The organism is Pseudomonas sp. NPDC087358, assembly GCF_044900785.1.
GTDB lineage: Bacteria > Pseudomonadota > Gammaproteobacteria > Pseudomonadales > Pseudomonadaceae > Aquipseudomonas.
In genome coordinates this window covers 58,203-78,922 of the sequence record NZ_JBJDOA010000019.1, presented here as the reverse complement: position 1 = coordinate 78,922, position 20,720 = coordinate 58,203, and the positions used below count along the sequence as shown (strand labels likewise).

Below are 20,720 nucleotides of genomic sequence, written 5' to 3'. Positions count from 1 at the left end.
CAGTCGCAGCGCCTTCAGATTTCGCTGATGGCGGCGTTGGGGAGGTGGGCGTAGAGCGCGCGGCAGACGCCGATGATGTGGTGCTCAATCAACTCGGCGGCCTTGTCCACGTCACGATCGGCACAGGCCTTGAGGATTTCCCGATGCTCCTGGTCGGCGCGCTCCTTGCCTTCCTCAAAGCTCATCTGCACGCGCAGGTAACGTTCGACCTTGTCATGGATCGAGCGAATCATGTTCAGCAGAAAGGGCCGTTGCGCCGCTTCATACAGGCAGGTATGGAAAGCCCAGTTGAGTTCCGCCCAGCGACCAATGTCGTCATCGCCGACAAACTCGTCGCAGATGGCGGTCGCCCGATCTATCTGCGCCGGGGTCAGCCTCGGCACGGCCAGGCGGATGGCCTGGACCTCCAGCAACACCCGCACCTCGAAAATCTGCGCAAGCTCGGGCTCGGAGATCCGCGTCACGACCGCGCCCTTGTTGCGCTGGAATTGCACCAGCCCTTCGGCCTCCAGCCGTTTGAGGGCTTCACGTACGGGGATCTTGCTGACGTTGAAGACGCGGGCGATGTCGTCCTGGCGGATAGGCTCGTCTTCGGCAAACTGGCCGGAGATGATCGATTCGCGCAGGTATTTTGAAATCACCTCGGATGCCGACGGCGCGACACCGAGGTTGGGAGCGTCTGGAAGAAGAAAGGGCACGCGAGCGACTCAGGCAGTGAACGGATGTTGGATATTGTATACGACCTTCGATTTGTTACGCGCTGTGTCGCGGCTGCCGGGGCAAAATAAGATCAATGGTTCACGGTGTAGGCCAGCATCATCGACAGCTGACACAACGGCCGCCCGCTTTCGGCATGCCACTGGTTGAATGCAGCCTGCACCGCAGCCTGATCGCGCTGGCTGCTGGGGACCTTGTCGACGATGTTTTGCGCATTGAGTGCGGCGACCACGTCGTAGCTGGGGATAAACGTGTCCTTGCCCACCATGCGCAGAAAGCGCGGCGCCGAGAGGCCGCCCATCTGGTTGCCGTGTTTGAACAGGTAACGCCACAGACCGACGATATCGGTCACCGGCCAGTCGGCGATGAACTTGCCGAAACTGCCATGCTCATGGGCGATGTCGAGGATCAGCTGGGCGTTGCGCGGCACGCTCTTGAGCTTGCCCAGATGGCGGATGATGCGGGCGTCCTGCATCAGGCGCTCCAGATGATCAGCGCCCATCAGTACGACTTTCTCCGGATCGAAGCCAAAGAATACCTGCTCGAAAGCCGGCCACTTCGCGTCCACCAGACTGTGCTTCAAGCCTGCGCGAAACACCCGCAGGGCCATGGTCGACAGGTAGCGGTCGTCGCTGATGGCCTTCAGTTGGCCGGGCGTGGCGGGGGTAGACAGATGCGCCTCGAGGGCGGCGGCGGAACCAAAGCGGTTGAGGCAGTATTCATTGAGCCATTTGTAGTCTTGCATGCCCTCTCCAAAAAATGAGCGTTGTCGTGCACGGGCACTGCTCCTGTGGCAGGCCTGCTTCCCGGCGGTAGCGGTCTTGAGTGTGTCACCGCCGGCAAGCCGGACTGCTACGCAGGATCTGCAGCGAATCTGAAACAGCGGCGTCAGTTGCTCCCTTCACCCGCCACTTTGCGGTTGTACTGAAACCGCCAGCGTACATACAGCAAGGCACTGGTAAACACCGCCAGACTGGCCAGCATCTCCAGCACGCCAAACAGCGAGCGGCCCGGGTCGTAGGCGGCCAGGGCGCCTTTGATGAAATACAGGTTCACCACGAAACAGGTCCAGGAATGCCCCCGCGCGCTGCCCATGAGCATCCCCGGTGAGAGCATCAACAGCGGCACCAGTTCAATCGCAAGAATGACCCAGGGCCGTGCACCATGCAGGTCGGCGAAAACCAGGTAGTAAATGCACAGCAGTGCGACCAGCCCGAAAAAGCACAACAAGGCAGCGACCCGGCTCCAGCGAACCCGGGGTTCCAGCCATTCAAGCGCGGGCAGTGCCTTGGGCTTTTTAGCCACGCGAAGGCTCCAGCAGCAGTGCGGTTTTCGCCAGACGCTCACCCAGCGCGCGGCACAGGGTGGTTTCGTGCTGGTCGAGCGGGCGCTTGCCATCGGCGCCGGCGTGGTGACTGGCACCGTATGGCGTGCCGCCGCCAGTGGTTTCGATCAGCGCCGCTTCGCTGTAGGGCAGGCCGGTGACCAGCATGCCGTGGTGCAGCAAGGGCAGCAGCATCGACATCAGCGTGGTTTCCTGACCGCCGTGCAGACTGGCGGTGGAGGTGAACACGCTGGCAGGTTTGCCGACCAGCGCACCGGTCAGCCACAGGTTGCTGGTGCCGTCGAGAAAGTACTTCAGCGGCGCGGCCATGTTGCCGAAGCGCGTCGGGCTGCCCAGCGCCAGGCCTGCGCAGTTCTTCAGGTCGTCGAGGGTGGCGTACAGCGAGCCGGTCTGCGGGATGCTCGGCGCCACCGCTTCGCATTCGGTGGAAATCGCCGGTACCGTGCGCAGTCGCGCTTCCATGCCGCCCATTTCGATGCCGCGGGCAATCTGCCTGGCCATCTCGCTGGTCGAGCCATTGCGGCTATAGAACAACACCAGAATGTAAGGCGCGCTCACGGCAGGATCTCCAGGATTTTCTCCGGCGGACGGCCGATCACCGCCTTGTTGCCGGCGATCAGGATCGGCCGCTCGATCAGTTTGGGGTGGGCAGCCATGGCGGTGATCAGTTGCTCATCGCTCAAAGCGCCGTCGGCCAGGTTCAGCGTCTTGTATTCGTCTTCGCCGCTGCGCAGCAACTGACGGGCACCGATGCCGAGCTTGCCGAGCAGCTCGCGCAGCTGGCTGGCATCCGGCGGCGTTTCCAGATAGCGGACCACCTTTGGCGTCAGGCCGCGGGCTTCGAGCAATTCCAGCGCGCCACGTGATTTGGAGCAGCGCGGGTTGTGATAAAGCGTCAGATCGGTCATTTGCAGGTCGCATATTGCGTGAGGTGGCGGCTATTCTACCTGCGTGACGACGAAGACGAACATCCAGCGGTCAACGGCCGCCGTCACGTCGGGTTTTCTAGAAGGAACAAGCATCATGGCAAGGCGGTTGGCAGCAGCGGTAGCGCTTATCGGTAGTGTGTTGCTCAGCGGATGCGGGGTCGATCTGGGCACCGACCAGAACGGTCAGAAGGTTGCCAGTGAGCGTATCGACAAACATTGGCTGGTGGTCAATTACTGGGCCGAATGGTGTGGCCCGTGCCGCACCGAGATTCCGGAACTGAACCGCTTGTCCGAGCAGATGAGCGGGCAGAAGGTCAGCGTGTTCGGGGTCAACTTCGACAACCTGCAAGGCGAAGACCTCAAAGCTGCCAGCAACGCGCTGGGGATCAAGTTCACCGTGCTGGCCCAGGACCCGGCCGACCAGTACGACCTGCCCAGGAGCGAGGCGTTACCGGTGACTTACATCATCGACGACAAGGGCAAGGTGCGTGAACAGCTGATGGGTGAGCAGACCGCGGCGGGCGTGGCACAGAAGCTGGCAGAGTTGAAAGCCAAGGGGTGATGGCAGGTTCTGATTCTGCCCGGAGGGCGTGCAGCCGGCTGGCGATCTGTTGCGTAGCGACAGTAGAACCTGTTGAACGCGGTGAGCCAGGCTTACCCAGGTATCCGGCTTTTACCACCGGTTCCCGGCCGATCGTCGGCAAGCCGGACTCCCACGCCTTCGGCAGAAGCACTCTGCATTGACTCTCAACCTTCCTCCAGCCAGAACCGCAGCGGCAATCCCTGGGCCGGCCATAGCTGCAGCTGATCGACCTCTGAGACATCCCAGTGCTCGACCTTGCCCATGGCTTCGAGGAACCGGTGTTCCTGCTCCATCAACGCCGGGGCGCACATTTTGCGGGTGCTGCCGAGCGGGCCGAAGCTGATGGTGTCACCGTCCAGGGTGTAGGACGCGAACCAGTGGTTGCAGCCAGCGTTGCCATAGGCGCGGCCGTCCTTGCCCAGGGTCAGGCTCAGGTGGCTGTTATCGATCAACGGACGTTCGCCGATCCATTCGAGCACATACCCGTGATCACGCTTGAGGGTGTCGGTGTGCGATGCGCAAGCCGTCAGCAATGTGCCGGCAATCAGTGTCAGCACAGACCGTTTCATGCGGCTTTTTTCGCGCAAGCGGGGCACAGGTGGTGCTCGCCGACGACTTTCCAGCCAAGCTCGGCAATGCGCGCGGTGGCGGCGGGCTTGAGGGCCTTCTTGCCTTCCTTGCCATCGACCATGAACTCGATGTCCCGCTCCTTGCCGCAGCCGTTGCAGTTGACCTTCCACTGGTGAATCGCAAGCTCGGTGAACGCCGGGCCGTTGGCCACCGCGACCCACTGACCGGTCGGGTTGATCAGGTGCCGCACCTTCTCCACGTTCAGGCGCATGTACAGCTCTTTGCTGCCTTTGACCGTGACCAGCAGGACGTCTTCGTTCTTGATCGAGCCACCGTTGCCGGTCACTTGATAGCGGCCAACGGCCAGGCTGCGGCATTCGATCAGGGTGTGTTGCGGGGTGAGCATGCTGTAGCGAAAATCGTGTTCGGCCATGGGGGTCTCCAAATAGGCGCGCATGCTAACACCTTAAAGCGCAGATTCGCGCAGCCGGTCGGCGGCGGCTGCTGTTTGATTCTGCCCGGAGGGCGTGGAAGCCGGCTTGCCAGCGGTCTGTTGCGAAGCGACAGCAAAAACGGACGACTGGGTGTGCCAGAGCAACCGAGTTCCAAGGTTTCACAACCGGTTCCCGGCCGATCGTTGGCAAGCAGCCTCCTACGCCCTCCGGGCAGAAGCTGTGGGGTGTTCACACGATGTTCTGCGGCGTCCCTGCCGCCCAACCCGCGATGTTATCCAGGGTCGTCTGAGCAATCGCCGCCAATGCTTCACGGGTCAGGAACGCCTGGTGCGCGGTCACCACCACGTTGGGGAAGGTCAACAGCCGCGCCAGCACGTCGTCCTGCAACGGCAGGTCCGAGCGATCCTCGAAGAACAGTTGCGCTTCTTCCTCGTACACATCAAGACCCAGATAGCCCAGTTGCCCGCTCTTGAGCGCCTCGATCAGCGCTGGCGTGTCGACCAGCGCGCCGCGGCCGGTGTTGATCAGCATCGCCCCGCGCTGCATACGGTAAAGCGAATCCATATTGATCATATGCCGCGTGTGTTCGTTGAGCGGGCAGTGCAGGCTGATGATCTGCGCCTGCGCCAGCAGCTGATCAAGTGGCAGATAACGCGCACCCAGGGCCTCGACCTGCGGATCGGGGTAGGGGTCATAGGCCAGCAACTCACAGCCGAATCCGGCCATGATCCGCGCAAACGTGGCACCGATCTGCCCGGTACCGACGACCCCCACCGTCTTGCCGACCAGGTCGAAACCGGTCAGGCCGTGCAGGCTGAAGTCGCCGTCACGGGTGCGGTTGTAGGCGCGGTGCAGATGGCGGTTGAGCGACAGGACCAATGCCACGGCATGTTCGGCGACCGCATGCGGAGAATAGGCCGGGACCCTGACCACGCTGATGCCCAGGCGCTTGGCGCTCGGCAGGTCCACGTGGTTGAAGCCAGCCGAGCGCAGAGCAATGAGGCGGGTGCCGCCTGCGGCCAGGCGCTCGAGCACCGCTGCGCTCAGGTCATCATTGATGAACGCGCACACCACCGGGTATTGATCGGCCAGCGCCACGGTGTCCAGCGTCAGTCTCGCGGGCTGGAAGTGCAGCTCGATCCCGGGCGTGATGCGCGCGGCGAGGAAGCTTTCCCGGTCGTAGGTCTGGCTGCTGTAGAGGAGGGTGCGCATGGTTGTTCCTAATATAAGGATCTGGCGAGCAATGCAGAACCTTTGTGGGCCTTGCATGGCGTCTGTAGCAGACTGGCGTGCCGGCGGTGGCGATATCAAGGGCGCAACCGCCGGCACGCCGGTCTGCTAAAGGTGATCATGCATATTCAAGGAAAACGGCCCTTGACCCACATCAAGCACTGACCCGCGCTTCGATCTCAAGGCGGGTAATCGCCGTCTCCAGGTCATCCAGCGCTTTTTCGCTGTCCGGGGAATCCTGCTTGAGCAGGGTCTCGCTGCGCTGACAGGCTGCGCGCAGTTGCGGCACGCCGCAATAGCGGGTGGCGCCGTGCAGGCGGTGGACGCGTTCGATCAGCGCGACGTGATCGCTGGCTTCGCGGGCGCAGCGGATCGCTTCACGGTCCGTGCCCAGGGACGCCAGCAGCATGGCCAGCATGTCCGCCGCCAGATCGGCCTTGCCTGCGGCCAGGCGCAAGCCCTCCTCATGGTCCAGCACCTGCAGGTTGACCCCGCCCTGGCTGATTTCCTGATGCCGCTCCGGTGCCTGATTACGCAAGGCAAGCCCGGTCCATTTGAGCACCACCTGCGCCAGTTGCCGCTCGCTGATCGGCTTGGTCAGGTAGTCGTCCATGCCGCTTTGCAGCAGCGCGCGTTTTTCATTGGCCATGGCGTGGGCGGTCAAGGCGACGATGGGCAGTGAAGTGGCCTGGCGTTCGCTTTCCCAGCCGCGGATCGCTTCGGTGGCCTGACGACCGTCCATGCCCGGCATCTGCACGTCCATCAACACCAGGTCGAAGGTTTCATCCTGCACCGCTTGCACCGCCGCATAGCCACTGTCCACTGCCAGGACCTTGGCGCCCATGTCTTCGAGCAGCGTTTGCACCAGCAGCAGATTGGCCGGGTTGTCGTCCACGCAAAGGATGCGCGGCGGGCGGCTGGAGAGGGGCTCCGGCGCCTCGTTGCGCAGCTGTTTGGGGTTGATCAGCTCCGACAGGCTGCGGCGCAATTTACGAGTGCACGCAGGCTTTGCCTGCAACTGGCGGTAGGCATCGGGCACGGACAGCTGATACAGCGCCTGCTCGGTGGTCGGGCACAGCACCAGCACCTTGCAATCGAGGTTTTCCAGATCCCAGATCTGCTGGCGCAGACGCTCGGGCGGCAACTCGTGAGCGGTCACCCCCAGCACGGCCATGTCAATGGCGTGTGGCGTCTGATGGACCACGGTGACGCCATTGATGAGGTTTTCCAGATTGTTGAACACCATCGGTTGCAGGCCACAGTCTTCCAACTGATGTTCCAGCGCCTGGCGTGCCAGGTCGTGGTGCTCCAGTACCGCCACCCGGCGACCTATCAGCGGCGGCGCGGGCAGGTCTTCGAGGTCGTCGCGGGTCTTGGGCAGGGTCAGGCTGATCCAGAATTCCGAACCCTCGCCGGGCGTGCTTTCGACGCCGATCTCGCCGCCCATCTGTTCGATCAGACGCTTGGAGATCACCAGCCCCAGACCGGTGCCGCCGGTGTGTCGCGACAATGAGTTATCGGCCTGGCTGAAGGCCTGGAACAGCGCGCGCACGTCTTGGCTGGACAAACCGATGCCGGTGTCCTGAACGCTGATGCGCAGTTGCACCCTGTCGTCCTGTTCATCTTCGAGCATGGCGCGGGCGACGATGGTCCCTTCGCGCGTGAACTTGATAGCGTTGCTGACCAGGTTGGTAAGGATCTGCTTGAGCCGCAACGGGTCTCCCACCAGCGACAACGGGGTGTCGCGGTACACCAGACTCACCAGCTCCAGCTGTTTGGCATGGGCGGCGGGGGCAAGGATGGTCAGGGTGTCCTGCAGCAGGTCGCGCAGGTTGAACGGGATCGAATCGAGGACCAGTTTGCCGGCTTCGATCTTCGAGAAATCGAGAATCTCGTTGATGATGCTCAGCAGGTTGTCGGCGGACTTCTCGATGGTGCCCAGATAGTCATGCTGTCGTGGCGTCAGCTCGCTCTTTTGCAACAGGTGGGTAAAGCCCAGGATGCCGTTGAGCGGGGTGCGGATCTCGTGGCTCATGTTGGCCAGGAACTCGGACTTGATCCGGCTGGCCTCCAGTGCTTCCTTGCGCGCCAGGTCCAGTTCGATGTTCTGGATCTCGATGGTTTCCAGGTTCTGGCGCACGTCTTCGGTGGCCTGTTCGATGCTGTGCTGCAATTCTTCCTGGGCGTTCTGCAGGGTGGCGGCCATGCGGTTGATGCCCGAACCGAGCTGGTCAAGCTCGTTGCTGCCCATCGGCGGCAGGCGCGCTTCAAGGTTGCCGTCCTTCAGTTGGGCGACCACATGTTTGATCTGGGTGATCGGGCCGTTGATAGTGCGGCTCATGCGCAGCGCCAGCATCGCGGTCAGGCCAAGCCCTGCAACGATCAGCAGCAGGCTGGCGAACAGGCTGCGGTAACCGCGCAGCAGCGTGCCGCTGTGCGACAGCTCCAGTTCGACCCAGCCCAGCAAGCGATCGGCTTCTGCGGGCACCACCTCACCGGTCAGGTGCCGATTGCGGCCGAACACCGGCATCAGGTAACGCGTGGCGTCGTTGTCGGAGCGCTGCAGGATGTGCGTGCTGTTACCGACCGGCGCCTGGTTGATCATGCTCGGGCCGGCGTGGGCCAGCAGATTGTGGTCCGGGTCCAGGAACGACACGGCTCGCACATCGGCCTGTTCCAGTACCTGGCCGGCGATGCGCTCGAGCATGGATTTGTCGTTATTGGCCAGCGCGGTGGCAGACAGCGGGGCCAGTTCGTTGGCGATCATCTCGCCACGCTTGAGCAACTGGGTCTGTAATTCCGACAGCTGCATCCAGGTGAAATAACCGCCCAGAAACGCCGCCATCAGGCAGGCCGGCAGCAGGGTCAGCAGTAATACGCGGCCTTTGATGCCCAGTTTGGTCAGCACACTCTCTCTCCAACAAGCCCGGCATTGCTTCAGGAAAAACTGCGCCGTGGCAGCCTGTAGCGTTCGATGATTGCGCAGTGTAGACAGTTGCGCGCCGGTAATCCCGGCAAATCAGGCGATCAGCGAACACTCCCACAGCCTGTGTCGGGCGGTTGGCATTGCCCAATGTTGCGCAATCTTGAATAATCGCGCTCCTGAGAATCAGTCGCAGACGCCAATGAATCCCGCAATCATTCACCGCCCCAGCATACTCGCCATCGAGGATGATCCTGTGCTCGGTGCATTTGTACACGATCAACTGGATCGCTGTGGATTCCACGTGACCTGGTGCCAGAACGGCGCCGAGGGGCTTGAACGTGCGCAGCAGCAACCGTTCGACGTGGTGCTGATGGACATCCTGCTGCCGGGCATGAACGGCCTGGACATCCTCATCCATCTACGCCGTCAGCATTCGATGCCGGTCATCCTGATGTCCGCCCTGGGTGCCGAAGCCGACCGTATTACCGGTTTTCGCAACGGCGCCGACGACTACCTGCCCAAGCCATTCAGCGTCGATGAGTTGCGGGTGCGAATCGAGGCCATCCTGCGGCGGGTGCAGCTGGAGCGACGCTTTCAGGCGCCGGTGCCGGCCCAGGCAGCGGCGAGCGTGGGCCAACTGCTGTTCGACGAGAGCCTGTGCGACGTCAGCTTTGCCGGGAGGACGGCGCAATTGACCCGCAGCGAATACCGGCTGCTGGAAACCCTGTGGCGCAATCCTGAAGACGTCCTCAGCAAGCCTTTCCTTTATCAGCACGTACTGCAGCGCGGCTATTCCCAGCATGATCGAAGCCTGGACATGCACATCAGCCAGATCCGTCGCAAGCTCAAGGCCATCGGCTACGAGGCTCATCAGGTGCGCACGGTATGGGGCAAGGGCTACGTTCTGACGGCAGCCGACCTGGATGGGTGAGCGACGCTGCCGTTTGCCGGGCAGGCACTCATTGTTCTGGAAGCTGGCCGTGCTGCTGGTGGGTTTCTGCCTGCTGATGGTCTGGCTCAGCTGGTATTGGGGGCGTTACGTCGAAACGCAGAACGCGTACCTCACGCCCCAGGCCAAGGGCGTACTCAATGGCTACGCTGCCCAGGCCGAACAAGCCTGGAAGGCCGGCGGCGAGCGAGGGGTCGATGACTGGCTGCGGCAAATGCGCAGCCATGAACAAAGCTGGGTCGCGGTGATTGGCAGCGATCTGCAATCGCTCGGCAGTCTGGCGCTCGATGACCACCAGATGCAGCGTCTGACGTTCATGCGCGGGGTCGACTGGCCCATGAGCCGACGGCAGAAAACCGTGCCCTGGCTGAAAATTCCGTTTCCCGATGATCCAGCTGCCGGCAGTCTGGTGATTGAACTGCCAGAACGCTTCAAGCCTGGACGTTATGCGCTGGTCTGGCAGATGCTGACCAACGGCGTGATCCCTGCCTTGTTCACGTTGCTGCTGTGCGCCGGTCTCTATCGCTTGCTGATTCTTCCGCTCAACCAGTTGCGTGAGCAGGCCAACGCCTGGCGCGCCGATCGATTGTCCAGCCGTCTGTCGCCGCAGATGACCTCGCGCCAGGACGAACTGGGCGACCTTAACCGCGCCTTCGACCATATGGCTGCCCGCTTGCAGTCCACGGTGCAGATCCAGCAGCAGCTGTTGCGTGATCTGTCCCACGAGCTGCGTACGCCCTTGAGCCGGCTGCGGGTGGCCTGCGACAGCGAACAAAGCCTGCCCGAGCTGCGTGAACGGTTGAGTCGGGAGGTCGATGGCATGCGCCGGTTGGTGGACGACACCCTGCATCTGGCCTGGCTCGACGCCGAGCGAGAAAAACTGCCTGCCGAAGACATCCAGGTATTGGCGTTATGGGACATGCTGGTGGACAACGCCTGTTTCGAAAGCTGCAGGCCGTCCCGCCAGTTACGCTGTGACCTGGACAGCGACTGCTGGGTGCGCGGCCATCTGAACACGTTGGCGCAGGCGCTGGAGAACATCTTGCGCAACGCTATCCGCCACTCTGCGCCTGACGGCATCGTGCAACTCGGTGGCCGGATGGATGGCGACGACTGGCTGCTGTGGCTGGAAGACCAGGGCGGTGGCGTCGACGATAATGACCTGGAGCGTATCTTCGCCCCGTTCATTCGTCTGGACGGCGCACGCCCCGGCGACGGCGGCTTCGGTCTGGGGCTGAGCATCGCCCGCAATTCGCTGCGTTTGCAGGGCGGTGACCTGTGGGCGGAAAACACCGCTCACGGCCTGCGGATGATCATGCGCTTGCCGGCGCGGGAGGTAGAGGCAGTCGCCTAGCTATCCACCGTGCTTATAGGAGTGAGCTTGCTCGCGATTCGCGGGTAAGCGTGACGGGCCTGCGTCTGATGTAATGGCCCATCGCGAGCAAGCTCACTCCTACGGGGGTTTTGTGTCGTGGCTGCCTGCTTATTCCTTTTCGCCATATGCAACTCACCTTGCGTGATATGGGGTTGCGAAGATTGCCGGTATGATAGGCGACCCCCGCACGTCTGGATCGCGAACACGCCATGACCCTGCAGTATCAAACCATCGCCGATTGCGTCGGCAACACCCCGCTGGTGCGTCTGCAACGCATGGCCGGGAACACCAGCAACACGTTGCTGCTCAAGCTCGAAGGCAATAACCCGGCCGGTTCCGTGAAGGATCGCCCGGCGCTGTCGATGATCACCCGTGCCGAATTGCGCGGGCAGATCCACCAGGGCGATACCCTGATCGAAGCAACCTCCGGCAATACCGGTATCGCCCTGGCCATGGCTGCGGCGATCAAAGGCTATCGCATGATTCTGATCATGCCTGACAACTCCAGTGCCGAACGCAAGGCAGCCATGACCGCCTATGGCGCCGAGCTGATTCTGGTCAGCAAGGAAGAAGGCATGGAAGGCGCGCGTGATCTGGCCGAGCGCATGCAGGCCGAAGGTCGCGGCAAGGTGCTGGATCAGTTCGCCAATGGCGACAACCCTGAAGCCCATTACGTCGGCACCGGCCCGGAAATCTGGCAGCAGACCGGCGGCACCATCACCCATTTCATCAGCTCCATGGGCACCACCGGTACCATCATGGGCACCTCGCGTTACCTGAAAGAGCAGAATCCTGACATCCAGATCATTGGTCTGCAGCCCATGGACGGTTCGGCGATTCCGGGCATCCGTCGCTGGCCGCAGGAATACCTGCCGAAGATCTATCAGGCCGACCGCGTTGACCGGATCGTCGACATGGCCCAGAGCGAAGCCGAGGACGTCACCCGCCGCCTGGCGCGTGAAGAGGGCATCTTCTGCGGTGTGTCGTCCGGCGGTGCCGTGGCCGGCATGCTGCGTCTGTCCCGGGAAGTCGAGAATGCGGTCATGGTCGCGATCATTTGTGACCGTGGCGACCGTTACCTGTCGACCGGTGTCTACGATGCGCCCAACTGATGGCCAAGCGTGATACAGGCCTGCGTTTCCAGCCCAGCGGCGGCACCCGGACAACGCAGGTCCCCACCGGTAAAAAACAACGTCTGAAGATCGAGCGGCTGTCCAATGACGGCCGTGGCATCGGCTTTGTCGAAGGTCGCACCTGGTTCGTCGCCGGCAGTCTGGCGGGCGAGGAGGTCGAAGCGCGGGTGCTCGGTGCGCACGGCAAGGTGGTCGAGGCGCGTACCGAGCGGGTGTTCCAGGCCAGCCCGTTGCGCCGCCCCGCACCCTGCCCGCATTTTGGTCGCTGCGGCGGTTGCAGCGTGCAGCAGATGCCCCGCGAAGAGCAGCTTGCCCTCAAACAGCGCATGCTCGCCGAGCAGTTGAGCCGCATCGCCGGTGTCGATCCCCAGGAATGGGCCGCGCCGCTGACCGGTGACGAATACGCCTACCGTCGGCGCGCTCGCATCGCCGTGCGCTGGGACGCCCGGGGCAAACATCTGGAGGTGGGCTTTCGAGCAGCGTCCAGTCAGGACATCATTGGCATCGAGCAGTGCCCGGTGCTGGTACAGGCCTTGCAACCGATCATGAGCGCACTGCCGTCGATGCTCAGAAGCTTGAGCAAGCCGCAGGCGCTTGGCCATGTCGAATTGTTCAGCGGCTCGGCCCAGGCCGTGTTGCTGCGCCATACCGCGCCGCTGGCTGACAAGGACCTGGCGATCCTGCAGGCGTTCTGCGCAACCTTTGAGGCGCAACTGTGGTTGCATGGCGAGGGAGAACCCCAGCCGGTCGATCCGTCAGCGCAACTGGGCTATCACCTGCAGCCGTGGAATCTGCAGCTGGCCTATCGTCCCGGTGACTTCGTGCAGGTCAATGCACAGGTCAATACCGCGATGATCGAGCAGGCGCTGGTGTGGCTTGCACCACGTCCCGATGAACGAGTGCTGGACTTGTTCTGCGGGCTTGGTAACTTCGCTCTACCGCTGGCGCAAATCGCCCAAGAGGTGGTGGCCGTGGAGGGCGTTGAGACCATGGTCCAGCGTGCCGCCGGTAACGCAGTACGCAACGATTTACACAATGTGAAGTTTTATCAGGCGGATCTGTCGCAGCCGCTGGACAAGGCGCCCTGGGTGGCGGAAGGTTTCCGCGCAGTGCTGCTCGATCCCCCGCGTGACGGGGCACTCGAAGTGGTCGGCAAACTCAGGTCTCTGGGTGCCGAACGGGTACTTTATGTGTCGTGCAATCCGGCAACTCTGGCGCGCGACACGGTCGAATTGATCAAGCAGGGCTACCAATTAAAACGTGCCGGAATCCTCGATATGTTCCCGCAGACAGCACATGTCGAGGCGATGGCGTTATTTGAAGCGAGTAAGTGAGGCAGGCTCATGGAACTGAGTCAGTGCCTTACAGGGAATCTCGTTTAATCCGACTGGCCCGCGCACGCGAAACCTTGCATGGCCCGCAAGGCACGTGCGCTGAAGAAGGCTGGCGACTGATGGCGCATTTCATCGCGCCGTAGGGAAGGTAAGCAACATGGTACAGGTGAGAGCACACCAGCCGATAAACACAGACGGCAGTATCAATCTCGACGCATGGCTTGATCACGTGGTCAGCGTCGACCTCGCAGTGGACCGACAGGCTTTGAAGGAAGCCTGTGAATTTGCCCGACAGGCCGAGCAACAGGACAACGCCGCCAAGAATCTCTGGGCGGAGGGCACGTCGAGTTTTCAGGCGGGCCTGGAAATCGCGGAAATCCTCGCCGATCTCAAACTCGACCAGGACTCTCTGGTGGCCGCCGTGATTTATCGCGGCGTGCGTGAAGGCAAGATTCCCTTGCCCGATGTCAGCCAGCGGTTCGGGCCGACCGTGGCCAAGCTGATCGACGGCGTGCTGCGCATGGCCGCGATCAGTGCCAGTCTCAGCCCGCGCCAATCGCTGGTGCTGGGGACGCAGGCGCAGGTGGAAAACCTGCGCAAGATGCTGGTGGCGATGGTCGACGACGTGCGTGTCGCGCTGATCAAGCTGGCCGAGCGCACCTGCGCCATCCGCGCCGTGAAGAACACCGACGACGAGAAGCGTAACCGCGTCGCCCGGGAAGTCTTCGACATCTATGCCCCGCTGGCCCACCGCCTGGGCATCGGTCATATCAAGTGGGAGCTGGAAGACCTGTCCTTCCGCTACCTCGAGCCCGAGCAATACAAGCAGATCGCCAAGCTGTTGCATGAGCGTCGCCTCGATCGAGAGCGTTTCATCACCGACGTCATGTCGCAGCTGGAAAACGAACTGCTGGCCACCGGCGTCACGGCCGATATCAGTGGTCGGGCCAAACACATCTATTCGATCTGGCGCAAAATGCAGCGCAAGGGTCTGGAATTCAGCCAGATCTACGACGTTCGCGCCGTGCGTGTGCTGGTGCCGGAAATGCGCGATTGCTACACCGCGCTGGGGATCGTCCACACCCTGTGGCGGCACATTCCCAAGGAGTTCGACGACTACATCGCCAACCCCAAGGAGAACGGCTATCGCTCGCTGCACACTGCAGTGATCGGCCCGGAAGGCAAGGTTCTGGAAGTGCAGATCCGCACCCACGCCATGCACGAAGAAGCCGAGCTTGGGGTCTGCGCGCACTGGAAATACAAGGGCACAGACGTCAAGTCCGGGTCCAACCACTACGAAGAAAAGATCTCCTGGCTGCGTCAGGTGCTGGAATGGCATGAAGAGCTGGGCGATATCGGCGGCCTGGCCGAACAGCTGCGCGTCGATATAGAACCGGACCGGGTGTATGTGTTCACCCCGGACGGTCATGCCATCGACCTGCCCAAGGGCGCGACGCCGCTGGACTTCGCCTACCGCGTGCACACCGAGATCGGCCACAACTGCCGCGGCGCCAAGATCAACGGCCGTATCGTGCCGCTCAACTACAGCCTGCAGACCGGTGAACAGGTCGAGATCATCACCAGCAAACACGGCACGCCAAGCCGCGACTGGCTGAACTCCAACCTGGGCTACATCACCACCTCGCGGGCGCGGGCGAAGATCGTGCACTGGTTCAAGCTGCAGGCCCGCGATCAGAACGTGGCGGCCGGCAAGGTCTTGCTCGAGCGTGAACTGGCGCGTCTGGCGCTGCCGCAGGTGGACTTCGACAAGCTGGCCGAAAAAGCCAACATGAAGATCGCCGAAGACATGTTTGCCGCCCTGGGCGCCGGCGATCTGCGTCTGGCGCAGCTGGTCAACCTGGCGCAACAGCTGGTCGAGCCCGAGCGTGGCAACGAGCAACTGGAGCTGATTCCGCGCAAGGCCACCGGGTACAAACCGGGCAAACGCGGCGACATCCAGATCCAGGGCGTCGGCAACCTGATGACCCAGATGGCCGGCTGCTGCCAGCCGCTGCCGGGCGATGCCATCGTCGGCTACATCACGCAGGGGCGCGGTGTGAGCATTCACCGTCAGGACTGCGCTTCGGTGTTGCAGCTGGGCGGACGCGAGCCTGAGCGGATCATTCAGGTCAGCTGGGGCCCGGTGCCGGTGCTCACCTATCCGGTGGACATCATCATCCGCGCCTATGACCGTTCCGGGCTGCTGCGTGACGTGTCTCAGGTGCTGCTCAACGAGCGCATCAACGTGCTGGCGGTCAACACCCGCTCGAACAAGGAAGACAACACCGCGCTGATGTCGCTGACCATCGAGATCCCCGGGCTCGATGCGCTGGGGCGTCTGTTGGGACGCATCTCGCAGTTGCCGAACATCATCGAGACGCGGCGTAATCGAACGCCATGATCGGGTATTGTCTGAACCGACGCTGATCGCGAGCAAGCTCACTCCTACAAGTGATCGCATTTCCCCTGTAGGCGTGAGCTTGCTCGCGATAGCCTCGGCTCAGACGCCGGATGTCTTGAGCCGAAGTATCGATAGGACTCTCAATGTATAAGCTTCAGGACCTCATCAACCTCATGGCCCGTCTGCGCGACCCGCAGTACGGTTGTCCGTGGGATGTGAAGCAGGACTACGCGAGCATCGTGCCGCACACCCTTGAGGAGGCCTATGAGGTCGCCGACGCCATCGAGCGCGGCGATTTCGACGACCTGCGCGGGGAGCTGGGCGATCTGCTGTTTCAGGTGGTGTATTACTGCCAGCTGGCGCAAGAGCAAGGGCGATTCGAGTTCGCTGGCGTGGTCGACGGCATTACTCGCAAACTGATTCGTCGCCATCCTCACGTGTTTCCCACGGGCGACCTGTATGCGCCGTTGGAAACGCCACGCCTGAGTGAAGATCAGGTCAAGCAGCGCTGGGAGGAGATCAAAGCCCAGGAGCGTGCCGAGAAGGCCCAGGTTGCGCACCCGTTATCGCTGCTCGACGATGTACCGACCGTACTGCCCGCCTTGTCACGGGCCGCCAAGTTGCAGAAGCGGGCGGCTCAGGTAGGGTTTGACTGGCCTGAAGCGCTGCCTGTGATCGACAAGGTGCGCGAGGAGCTCGACGAGGTCCTTGAGGCCATGGCTGACAATGACGGGGAAGCAATCGGCGAAGAGATAGGCGACCTGCTGTTCGTAGTGGTCAATCTGGCCCGTCATCTGAAGGTCGATCCTGAAAACGCCTTGCGCGCTGCCAATGGCAAATTCGAACGGCGTTTTCGTTTTATCGAACAGGCCTTGCGCGATACCGGTCGCCCCATTGAAGATTGCACCCTTCAAGAGATGGATGCGCTCTGGGGCGAAGCCAAGCGCCAGGAAAAGAACACGCCCAACTGCGGTTGAGTTGATTATTCAGAGAGAGAAGATAAATGGCGGGTATTTCCCTTCGTGACCAACTGCTCAAGGCAGGTCTGGTCAACGAAAAACAGGCCAAGCAGGCCGCCAAGAGCAAGCAGAAAGAACAGCGTCTGGTGCACAAGGGCCAGGCTGTCGCCGACGACACCGATCAGCGCGCCGCCCAGGAAGCCATGGCCGAGAAGGCCAGGCGTGATCAGGAACTCAACCGTCAGCAGCAGGAGAAGGCTGAACAGAAAGCCCGTGCGGCGCAGGTCAAGCAGTTGATCGAAGCCACCCGCTTGCCGAAGCTGACCACCGAGGATTATTACAACTTCGTTGACGACAAGAAGGTCAAGCGCCTGTCGGTCAACACGCTGATGCGCAGCAAACTGAGCAGTGGCTCACTGGCAATCGTGCACCACGGCGGCGGTTACGAGGTGATCCCGCGTGAGTCGGCACTGAAGATCCAGGAGCGCGATCCTCGTCGCATCGTGCTGCTCAGCGAGCCGACCGAAGAGCCTGAAGGCGATGATCCGTACGCGGCGTACAAGATCCCTGACGATCTGATGTGGTAAGCCCCAGAACAACAAAACCCGCCTAGGCGGGTTTTGTTTTTTTGCGATTCCGTTATTGCGTATTGCTCGCTGCTTTCTTGGCTTCCAGTTCCGCGAGCTCTGCTGCGTAACGCTGTGCGTCCGATTCATGATGAAACATGCCTACCAGTTGGTCTTGCTGGCGGACATCCCAGATCTGAATGCCATCGGCGATGGCTTCGTGGGAGATGTGGGCGTCGTCGCGTTCAGTAACAGTTACCGTCATATTGAAAACTCCTGACTCTTTGAAAACTACGGCAGGACGTCGCAGTGGTTCCTTTATAGATTTTGGTAGCAGGCTAAGTAAACGACCGATTTCTGGAAGAGTTATTTACGGATTTGGCAATAATGCCTAACTGCCTGTTTTTGCAGGGGCTGCGGCGTTTTGTCGCACTCGTTTGAAGGGGTGAAGAAAGTTTCATGTTGGCTTGGGGAACATGAAATGCCCGGGATTTGACGGATTTCGGATACTTCATCCAGCGCCGCGACGCCAATAAAACAAACCCCGCCAACGGGCGGGGTTCCATGCAGCTCACAGCAAGACCAGCATCAGCTGCCCTTGACCGCCTTACCGTTCACTGTGCCGTCTTGCAGCATGATGTTGTATTCCTTGCCGTCGGTTTCGACTTGTTGCAGGCGAACCAGCAGGTAGTCGTAATCCTTGGCGAACCACATCACCGTGATGCGCTTGTTCTGCGTCGGGTCACGCACGCGCTCGACCTTGATCGCGTCGACCGAGCCGACTTTGGTCTGGACCTTTTCCGGGCCAAGCACACGGAAGTCGTAGGTATCGACCTCATCGCCGTCGACCACCTGATAGGTCATGCTCTTCTTGCCAGCGGCAACGTCATGCTGCAGGGCAAGCTGATAGGTCGACTTGTCGAGCACGCCGGTGTTCAGCGGGATCTTCACCGGGTCCTTACGGTCAGTGCCGGTGATGAACTTGGTTGGCCAGTCGAATACCAGATCCACTGTCTTGCTCTTGCCCAGACCGCCACGCTCGAAGTGATAGGTCTGGGGCAGCAACGCATCCTTGTCGACCTTGATGGTGCTGACTTCCGTCAGGCTGGCGATCATCATCGACGCCTTGAAACTCAGGGTCCAGGTGCCGTTGGCGTCTTTTTCCAGGCTGCGCGTGGCGCTGCCGCCACTCATGGGCAGCTGTTTCCAGTCAGCGGTGTAGCTGGCGGAGAAAGGTTGAAGGTCTGCCGCATTGACCGCAGGGAGTGCGAACAGAGCGAAAGCGAAGAGCAAAGCGCGACGCATAATATCTCCTGTCTTTGAATTGAAGGGCTGTATTAAATAGCCGGAATCAGATGGCCGCTGGGGCCCAGTGGCAGGCCGTTCAATGATGCACCATTGTCACCCAGAACCAGTCGGCCCTCGGCGAACCAGCGAATGGCCAGCGGGTAGATCAGGTGTTCCTGGGTATGAACCCGTTGCGCCAGTGTGGCAGGCGTGTCGTGCAACTCTACCGAAATAACAGCTTGTACGACCAGAGGCCCCCCATCGAGTTCCTCGGTGACGAAGTGCACGCTGCAGCCATGGGCGACGTCACCGGCGTCCAATACTCGCTGATGTGTGTGTAAACCTTTATACAGCGGCAGCAGGGAGGGGTGAATGTTCAGCAGGCGTCCGTGATAGTGGCGCACGAAGCCAGGGGTGAGAATGCGCATGAAGCCGGCCAGAACCACCAGCTTCGGCGCAAAGGAGTCGATCAGCTCGATCAGAGCCGTGTCGAAGGCCTCGCGACCTTCGTAGGCTTTGTGATCCAGAACGCGGGTCTCGATCCCCGCGTTCCTGGCGCGTTCCAGTCCGTAGGCATCGGCGCGGTTGGAGATCACCGCGCGAATGCGCGCCGCACTGGCACCGTCCTGGAAGCTGTCGATCATCGCTTGCAGGTTACCGCCGGTGCCGGAAAGCAGGACCACTACATCACAAGGTTGAGGCAGCTGGGACATGACTACCTCAGGCGTTGCTACCTCGGACATCAGTGTGCCTTGACGTTCTTCAGCTCGACTTGCGCGGCGCCTTCGGCAGCAACGCCGATCTGGCCGATGACCCAAGGCTGTTCGCCGGCTTCACGCAGGGCGTTGAGCGAGGCTTCGACGTGTTCCTGGGCGACGCAGATGACCATGCCGACGCCGCAGTTCAGCACGCGGTGCATTTCGTGCTCGTCGACGTTGCCTTTTTCCTGCAGCCAGTCGAAGACCGCCGGGCGGGTCCAGCTGGCGACGTCGACCACCGCTTGTGCGCCTTCAGGCAGCACGCGCGGGATGTTGTCCAGCAAGCCGCCGCCGGTGATGTGAGCCATGGCCTTGACCGCGCCGGTGTCCTTGATCAGCTTGAGCAACTGCTTGACGTAGATGCGGGTCGGCGCCATCAGCAGGTCGGTCAGTGGTTTGCCGTCCAGCTCGATGGTTTCGATGTCGGCACCGGACACTTCGATGATCTTGCGGATCAGCGAGTAGCCGTTGGAGTGCGGACCGGAAGACGGCAGGGCGAGCAGGGCGTCGCCGGCGGCCACTTTCGAGCCGTCGATGATCTCGGCCTTTTCCACGACGCCGACGCAGAAGCCAGCCAGGTCGTAGTCTTCGCCTTCGTACATGCCAGGCATTTCAGCGGTTTCGCCGCCGACCAGCGAGCAGCCAGCCAGTTCGCAGCCTGCGCCGATGCCGGTCACTACCTGAGTGGCGGTTTCGACGTTGAGCTTGCCGGTGGCGTAGTAGTCCAGGAAGAACAGCGGCTCGGCGCCGCAGACCACCAGGTCATTGACGCACATGGCGACCAGGTCGATGCCGATGCTGTCGTGTTTGTTCAGGTTCAGCGCCAGACGCAGCTTGGTGCCGACGCCGTCGGTGCCGCTGACCAGTACCGGTTGGGTGTAACCGGCCGGGATTTCGCACAGAGCGCCGAAGCCCCCCAGGCCGCCCATCACTTCCGGGCGCTTGGTGCGCTTGGCAACGCTCTTGATGCGTTCGACCAATGCTTCACCGGCGTCGATGTCAACACCGGCGTCTTTGTAGCTCAGGGAGGGTTGCTTGCTCATGATCCAGGCCTTTAGGGGGGATTCGGGGTAACGACCGAGTTGGAACGGCTCGTGGCCGTGTCATCGCCGGTCAGCGAAGGCGCGCGATTTTATCAGGGTTGGGCCCCAGCGGCCATCCTTGGGCCGACGGCAGGGGCATGATGAAGAAAATATTACCCCG

Annotated in this window: 21 protein-coding genes; 8 read left to right on the top strand and 13 right to left on the bottom strand. The window is 61.7% G+C overall.

What is annotated here, in order from left to right; all coding sequences use genetic code 11:
* Positions 1-14: 14 nt before the first annotated feature.
* The 5 genes from ACI2KS_RS28210 to arsC all read right to left on the bottom strand — a co-directional run bounded on the left by ACI2KS_RS28210 (position 15) and on the right by arsC (position 2,970).
* Entirely contained in the window at positions 15-698 is a 684-nt protein-coding gene (locus ACI2KS_RS28210) for a GntR family transcriptional regulator (protein WP_404624313.1), read from the bottom strand.
* A 92-nt stretch (positions 699-790) separates the two neighbouring features.
* Complete coding sequence (locus ACI2KS_RS28205) at positions 791-1,462, bottom strand: DNA-3-methyladenine glycosylase I (RefSeq protein ID WP_404624312.1); 672 nt, start codon at positions 1,460-1,462, stop codon at positions 791-793.
* A gap of 143 nt (positions 1,463-1,605) precedes the next feature.
* The gene (locus tag ACI2KS_RS28200) at positions 1,606-2,022 is read right to left on the bottom strand and encodes a DUF2069 domain-containing protein (RefSeq protein ID WP_404624311.1); all 417 of its coding nucleotides are present in this window, start codon (positions 2,020-2,022) and stop codon (positions 1,606-1,608) included.
* Positions 2,015-2,620 (bottom strand): NAD(P)H:quinone oxidoreductase, encoded by a 606-nt coding sequence (wrbA, locus tag ACI2KS_RS28195; RefSeq protein WP_404624310.1) that lies wholly within the window; start codon positions 2,618-2,620, stop codon positions 2,015-2,017. The genes ACI2KS_RS28200 and wrbA overlap by 8 nt, the downstream gene beginning before the upstream one ends.
* On the bottom strand, positions 2,617-2,970 hold the full coding sequence (gene arsC, locus ACI2KS_RS28190) for an arsenate reductase (glutaredoxin) (protein WP_404624309.1): 354 nt from the start codon (positions 2,968-2,970) through the stop codon (positions 2,617-2,619). The genes wrbA and arsC overlap by 4 nt, the downstream gene beginning before the upstream one ends.
* 115 nt (positions 2,971-3,085) lie before the next feature.
* On the opposite strand from arsC, the gene ACI2KS_RS28185 reads away from it, so the two are divergent.
* Positions 3,086-3,553: a TlpA family protein disulfide reductase gene (locus tag ACI2KS_RS28185; RefSeq protein WP_404624308.1), complete on the top strand. Its 468-nt coding sequence runs from the start codon at positions 3,086-3,088 to the stop codon at positions 3,551-3,553.
* Positions 3,554-3,738: 185 nt separating this feature from the next.
* Here ACI2KS_RS28185 and ACI2KS_RS28180 read toward each other — a convergent pair whose 3' ends face one another.
* From ACI2KS_RS28180 to ACI2KS_RS28165, 4 genes are all read right to left on the bottom strand, one after another.
* Positions 3,739-4,143 carry an META domain-containing protein gene (locus ACI2KS_RS28180; protein ID WP_404624307.1) on the bottom strand — a complete coding sequence of 135 codons (405 nt, stop codon included), beginning with the start codon at positions 4,141-4,143 and terminating at the stop codon, positions 3,739-3,741.
* Positions 4,140-4,577, bottom strand: a complete 438-nt coding sequence (locus ACI2KS_RS28175; protein WP_404624346.1) for a hypothetical protein — start codon at positions 4,575-4,577, stop codon at positions 4,140-4,142. Before ACI2KS_RS28175 ends, ACI2KS_RS28180 begins: the two co-directional genes overlap by 4 nt.
* A gap of 250 nt (positions 4,578-4,827) precedes the next feature.
* The gene (locus tag ACI2KS_RS28170) at positions 4,828-5,811 is read right to left on the bottom strand and encodes a 2-hydroxyacid dehydrogenase (RefSeq protein WP_404624306.1); all 984 of its coding nucleotides are present in this window, start codon (positions 5,809-5,811) and stop codon (positions 4,828-4,830) included.
* 172 nt (positions 5,812-5,983) lie between these two features.
* Positions 5,984-8,737, bottom strand: a complete 2,754-nt coding sequence (locus ACI2KS_RS28165; RefSeq protein WP_404624305.1) for a response regulator — start codon at positions 8,735-8,737, stop codon at positions 5,984-5,986.
* Between the two features lie 217 nt (positions 8,738-8,954).
* Here ACI2KS_RS28165 and ACI2KS_RS28160 point away from each other — a divergent pair, with 217 nt between their 5' ends.
* From ACI2KS_RS28160 to ACI2KS_RS28130, 7 genes are all read left to right on the top strand, one after another.
* Positions 8,955-9,686: a response regulator transcription factor gene (locus tag ACI2KS_RS28160; protein ID WP_404624304.1), complete on the top strand. Its 732-nt coding sequence runs from the start codon at positions 8,955-8,957 to the stop codon at positions 9,684-9,686.
* Positions 9,679-11,058, top strand: a complete 1,380-nt coding sequence (locus ACI2KS_RS28155; RefSeq protein ID WP_404624303.1) for a sensor histidine kinase — start codon at positions 9,679-9,681, stop codon at positions 11,056-11,058. Before ACI2KS_RS28160 ends, ACI2KS_RS28155 begins: the two co-directional genes overlap by 8 nt.
* Before the next feature lie 230 nt (positions 11,059-11,288).
* Positions 11,289-12,191 (top strand): cysteine synthase CysM, encoded by a 903-nt coding sequence (gene cysM, locus ACI2KS_RS28150; RefSeq protein WP_404624302.1) that lies wholly within the window; start codon positions 11,289-11,291, stop codon positions 12,189-12,191.
* Positions 12,191-13,546 (top strand): 23S rRNA (uracil(1939)-C(5))-methyltransferase RlmD, encoded by a 1,356-nt coding sequence (rlmD, locus tag ACI2KS_RS28145; RefSeq protein ID WP_404624301.1) that lies wholly within the window; start codon positions 12,191-12,193, stop codon positions 13,544-13,546. Before cysM ends, rlmD begins: the two co-directional genes overlap by 1 nt.
* Before the next feature lie 157 nt (positions 13,547-13,703).
* On the top strand, positions 13,704-15,947 hold the full coding sequence (relA, locus tag ACI2KS_RS28140) for a GTP diphosphokinase (RefSeq protein ID WP_404624300.1): 2,244 nt from the start codon (positions 13,704-13,706) through the stop codon (positions 15,945-15,947).
* A 143-nt stretch (positions 15,948-16,090) separates the two neighbouring features.
* The gene (gene mazG / locus ACI2KS_RS28135; protein ID WP_404624299.1) at positions 16,091-16,924 is read left to right on the top strand and encodes a nucleoside triphosphate pyrophosphohydrolase; all 834 of its coding nucleotides are present in this window, start codon (positions 16,091-16,093) and stop codon (positions 16,922-16,924) included.
* A 26-nt stretch (positions 16,925-16,950) separates the two neighbouring features.
* The gene (locus ACI2KS_RS28130) at positions 16,951-17,493 is read left to right on the top strand and encodes a DUF2058 domain-containing protein (protein ID WP_404624298.1); all 543 of its coding nucleotides are present in this window, start codon (positions 16,951-16,953) and stop codon (positions 17,491-17,493) included.
* 52 nt (positions 17,494-17,545) lie between these two features.
* Here ACI2KS_RS28130 and ACI2KS_RS28125 read toward each other — a convergent pair whose 3' ends face one another.
* The 4 genes from ACI2KS_RS28125 to purM all read right to left on the bottom strand — a co-directional run bounded on the left by ACI2KS_RS28125 (position 17,546) and on the right by purM (position 20,560).
* On the bottom strand, positions 17,546-17,737 hold the full coding sequence (locus tag ACI2KS_RS28125) for a hypothetical protein (RefSeq protein WP_404624297.1): 192 nt from the start codon (positions 17,735-17,737) through the stop codon (positions 17,546-17,548).
* 323 nt (positions 17,738-18,060) lie between these two features.
* The gene (locus ACI2KS_RS28120) at positions 18,061-18,777 is read right to left on the bottom strand and encodes a DUF3108 domain-containing protein (protein ID WP_404624296.1); all 717 of its coding nucleotides are present in this window, start codon (positions 18,775-18,777) and stop codon (positions 18,061-18,063) included.
* A gap of 32 nt (positions 18,778-18,809) precedes the next feature.
* Positions 18,810-19,463: a phosphoribosylglycinamide formyltransferase gene (gene purN, locus ACI2KS_RS28115; protein WP_404624345.1), complete on the bottom strand. Its 654-nt coding sequence runs from the start codon at positions 19,461-19,463 to the stop codon at positions 18,810-18,812.
* A 38-nt stretch (positions 19,464-19,501) separates the two neighbouring features.
* Positions 19,502-20,560 carry a phosphoribosylformylglycinamidine cyclo-ligase gene (gene purM / locus ACI2KS_RS28110; RefSeq protein ID WP_404624295.1) on the bottom strand — a complete coding sequence of 353 codons (1,059 nt, stop codon included), beginning with the start codon at positions 20,558-20,560 and terminating at the stop codon, positions 19,502-19,504.
* Between the last annotated feature and the right edge of the window lie 160 nt (positions 20,561-20,720).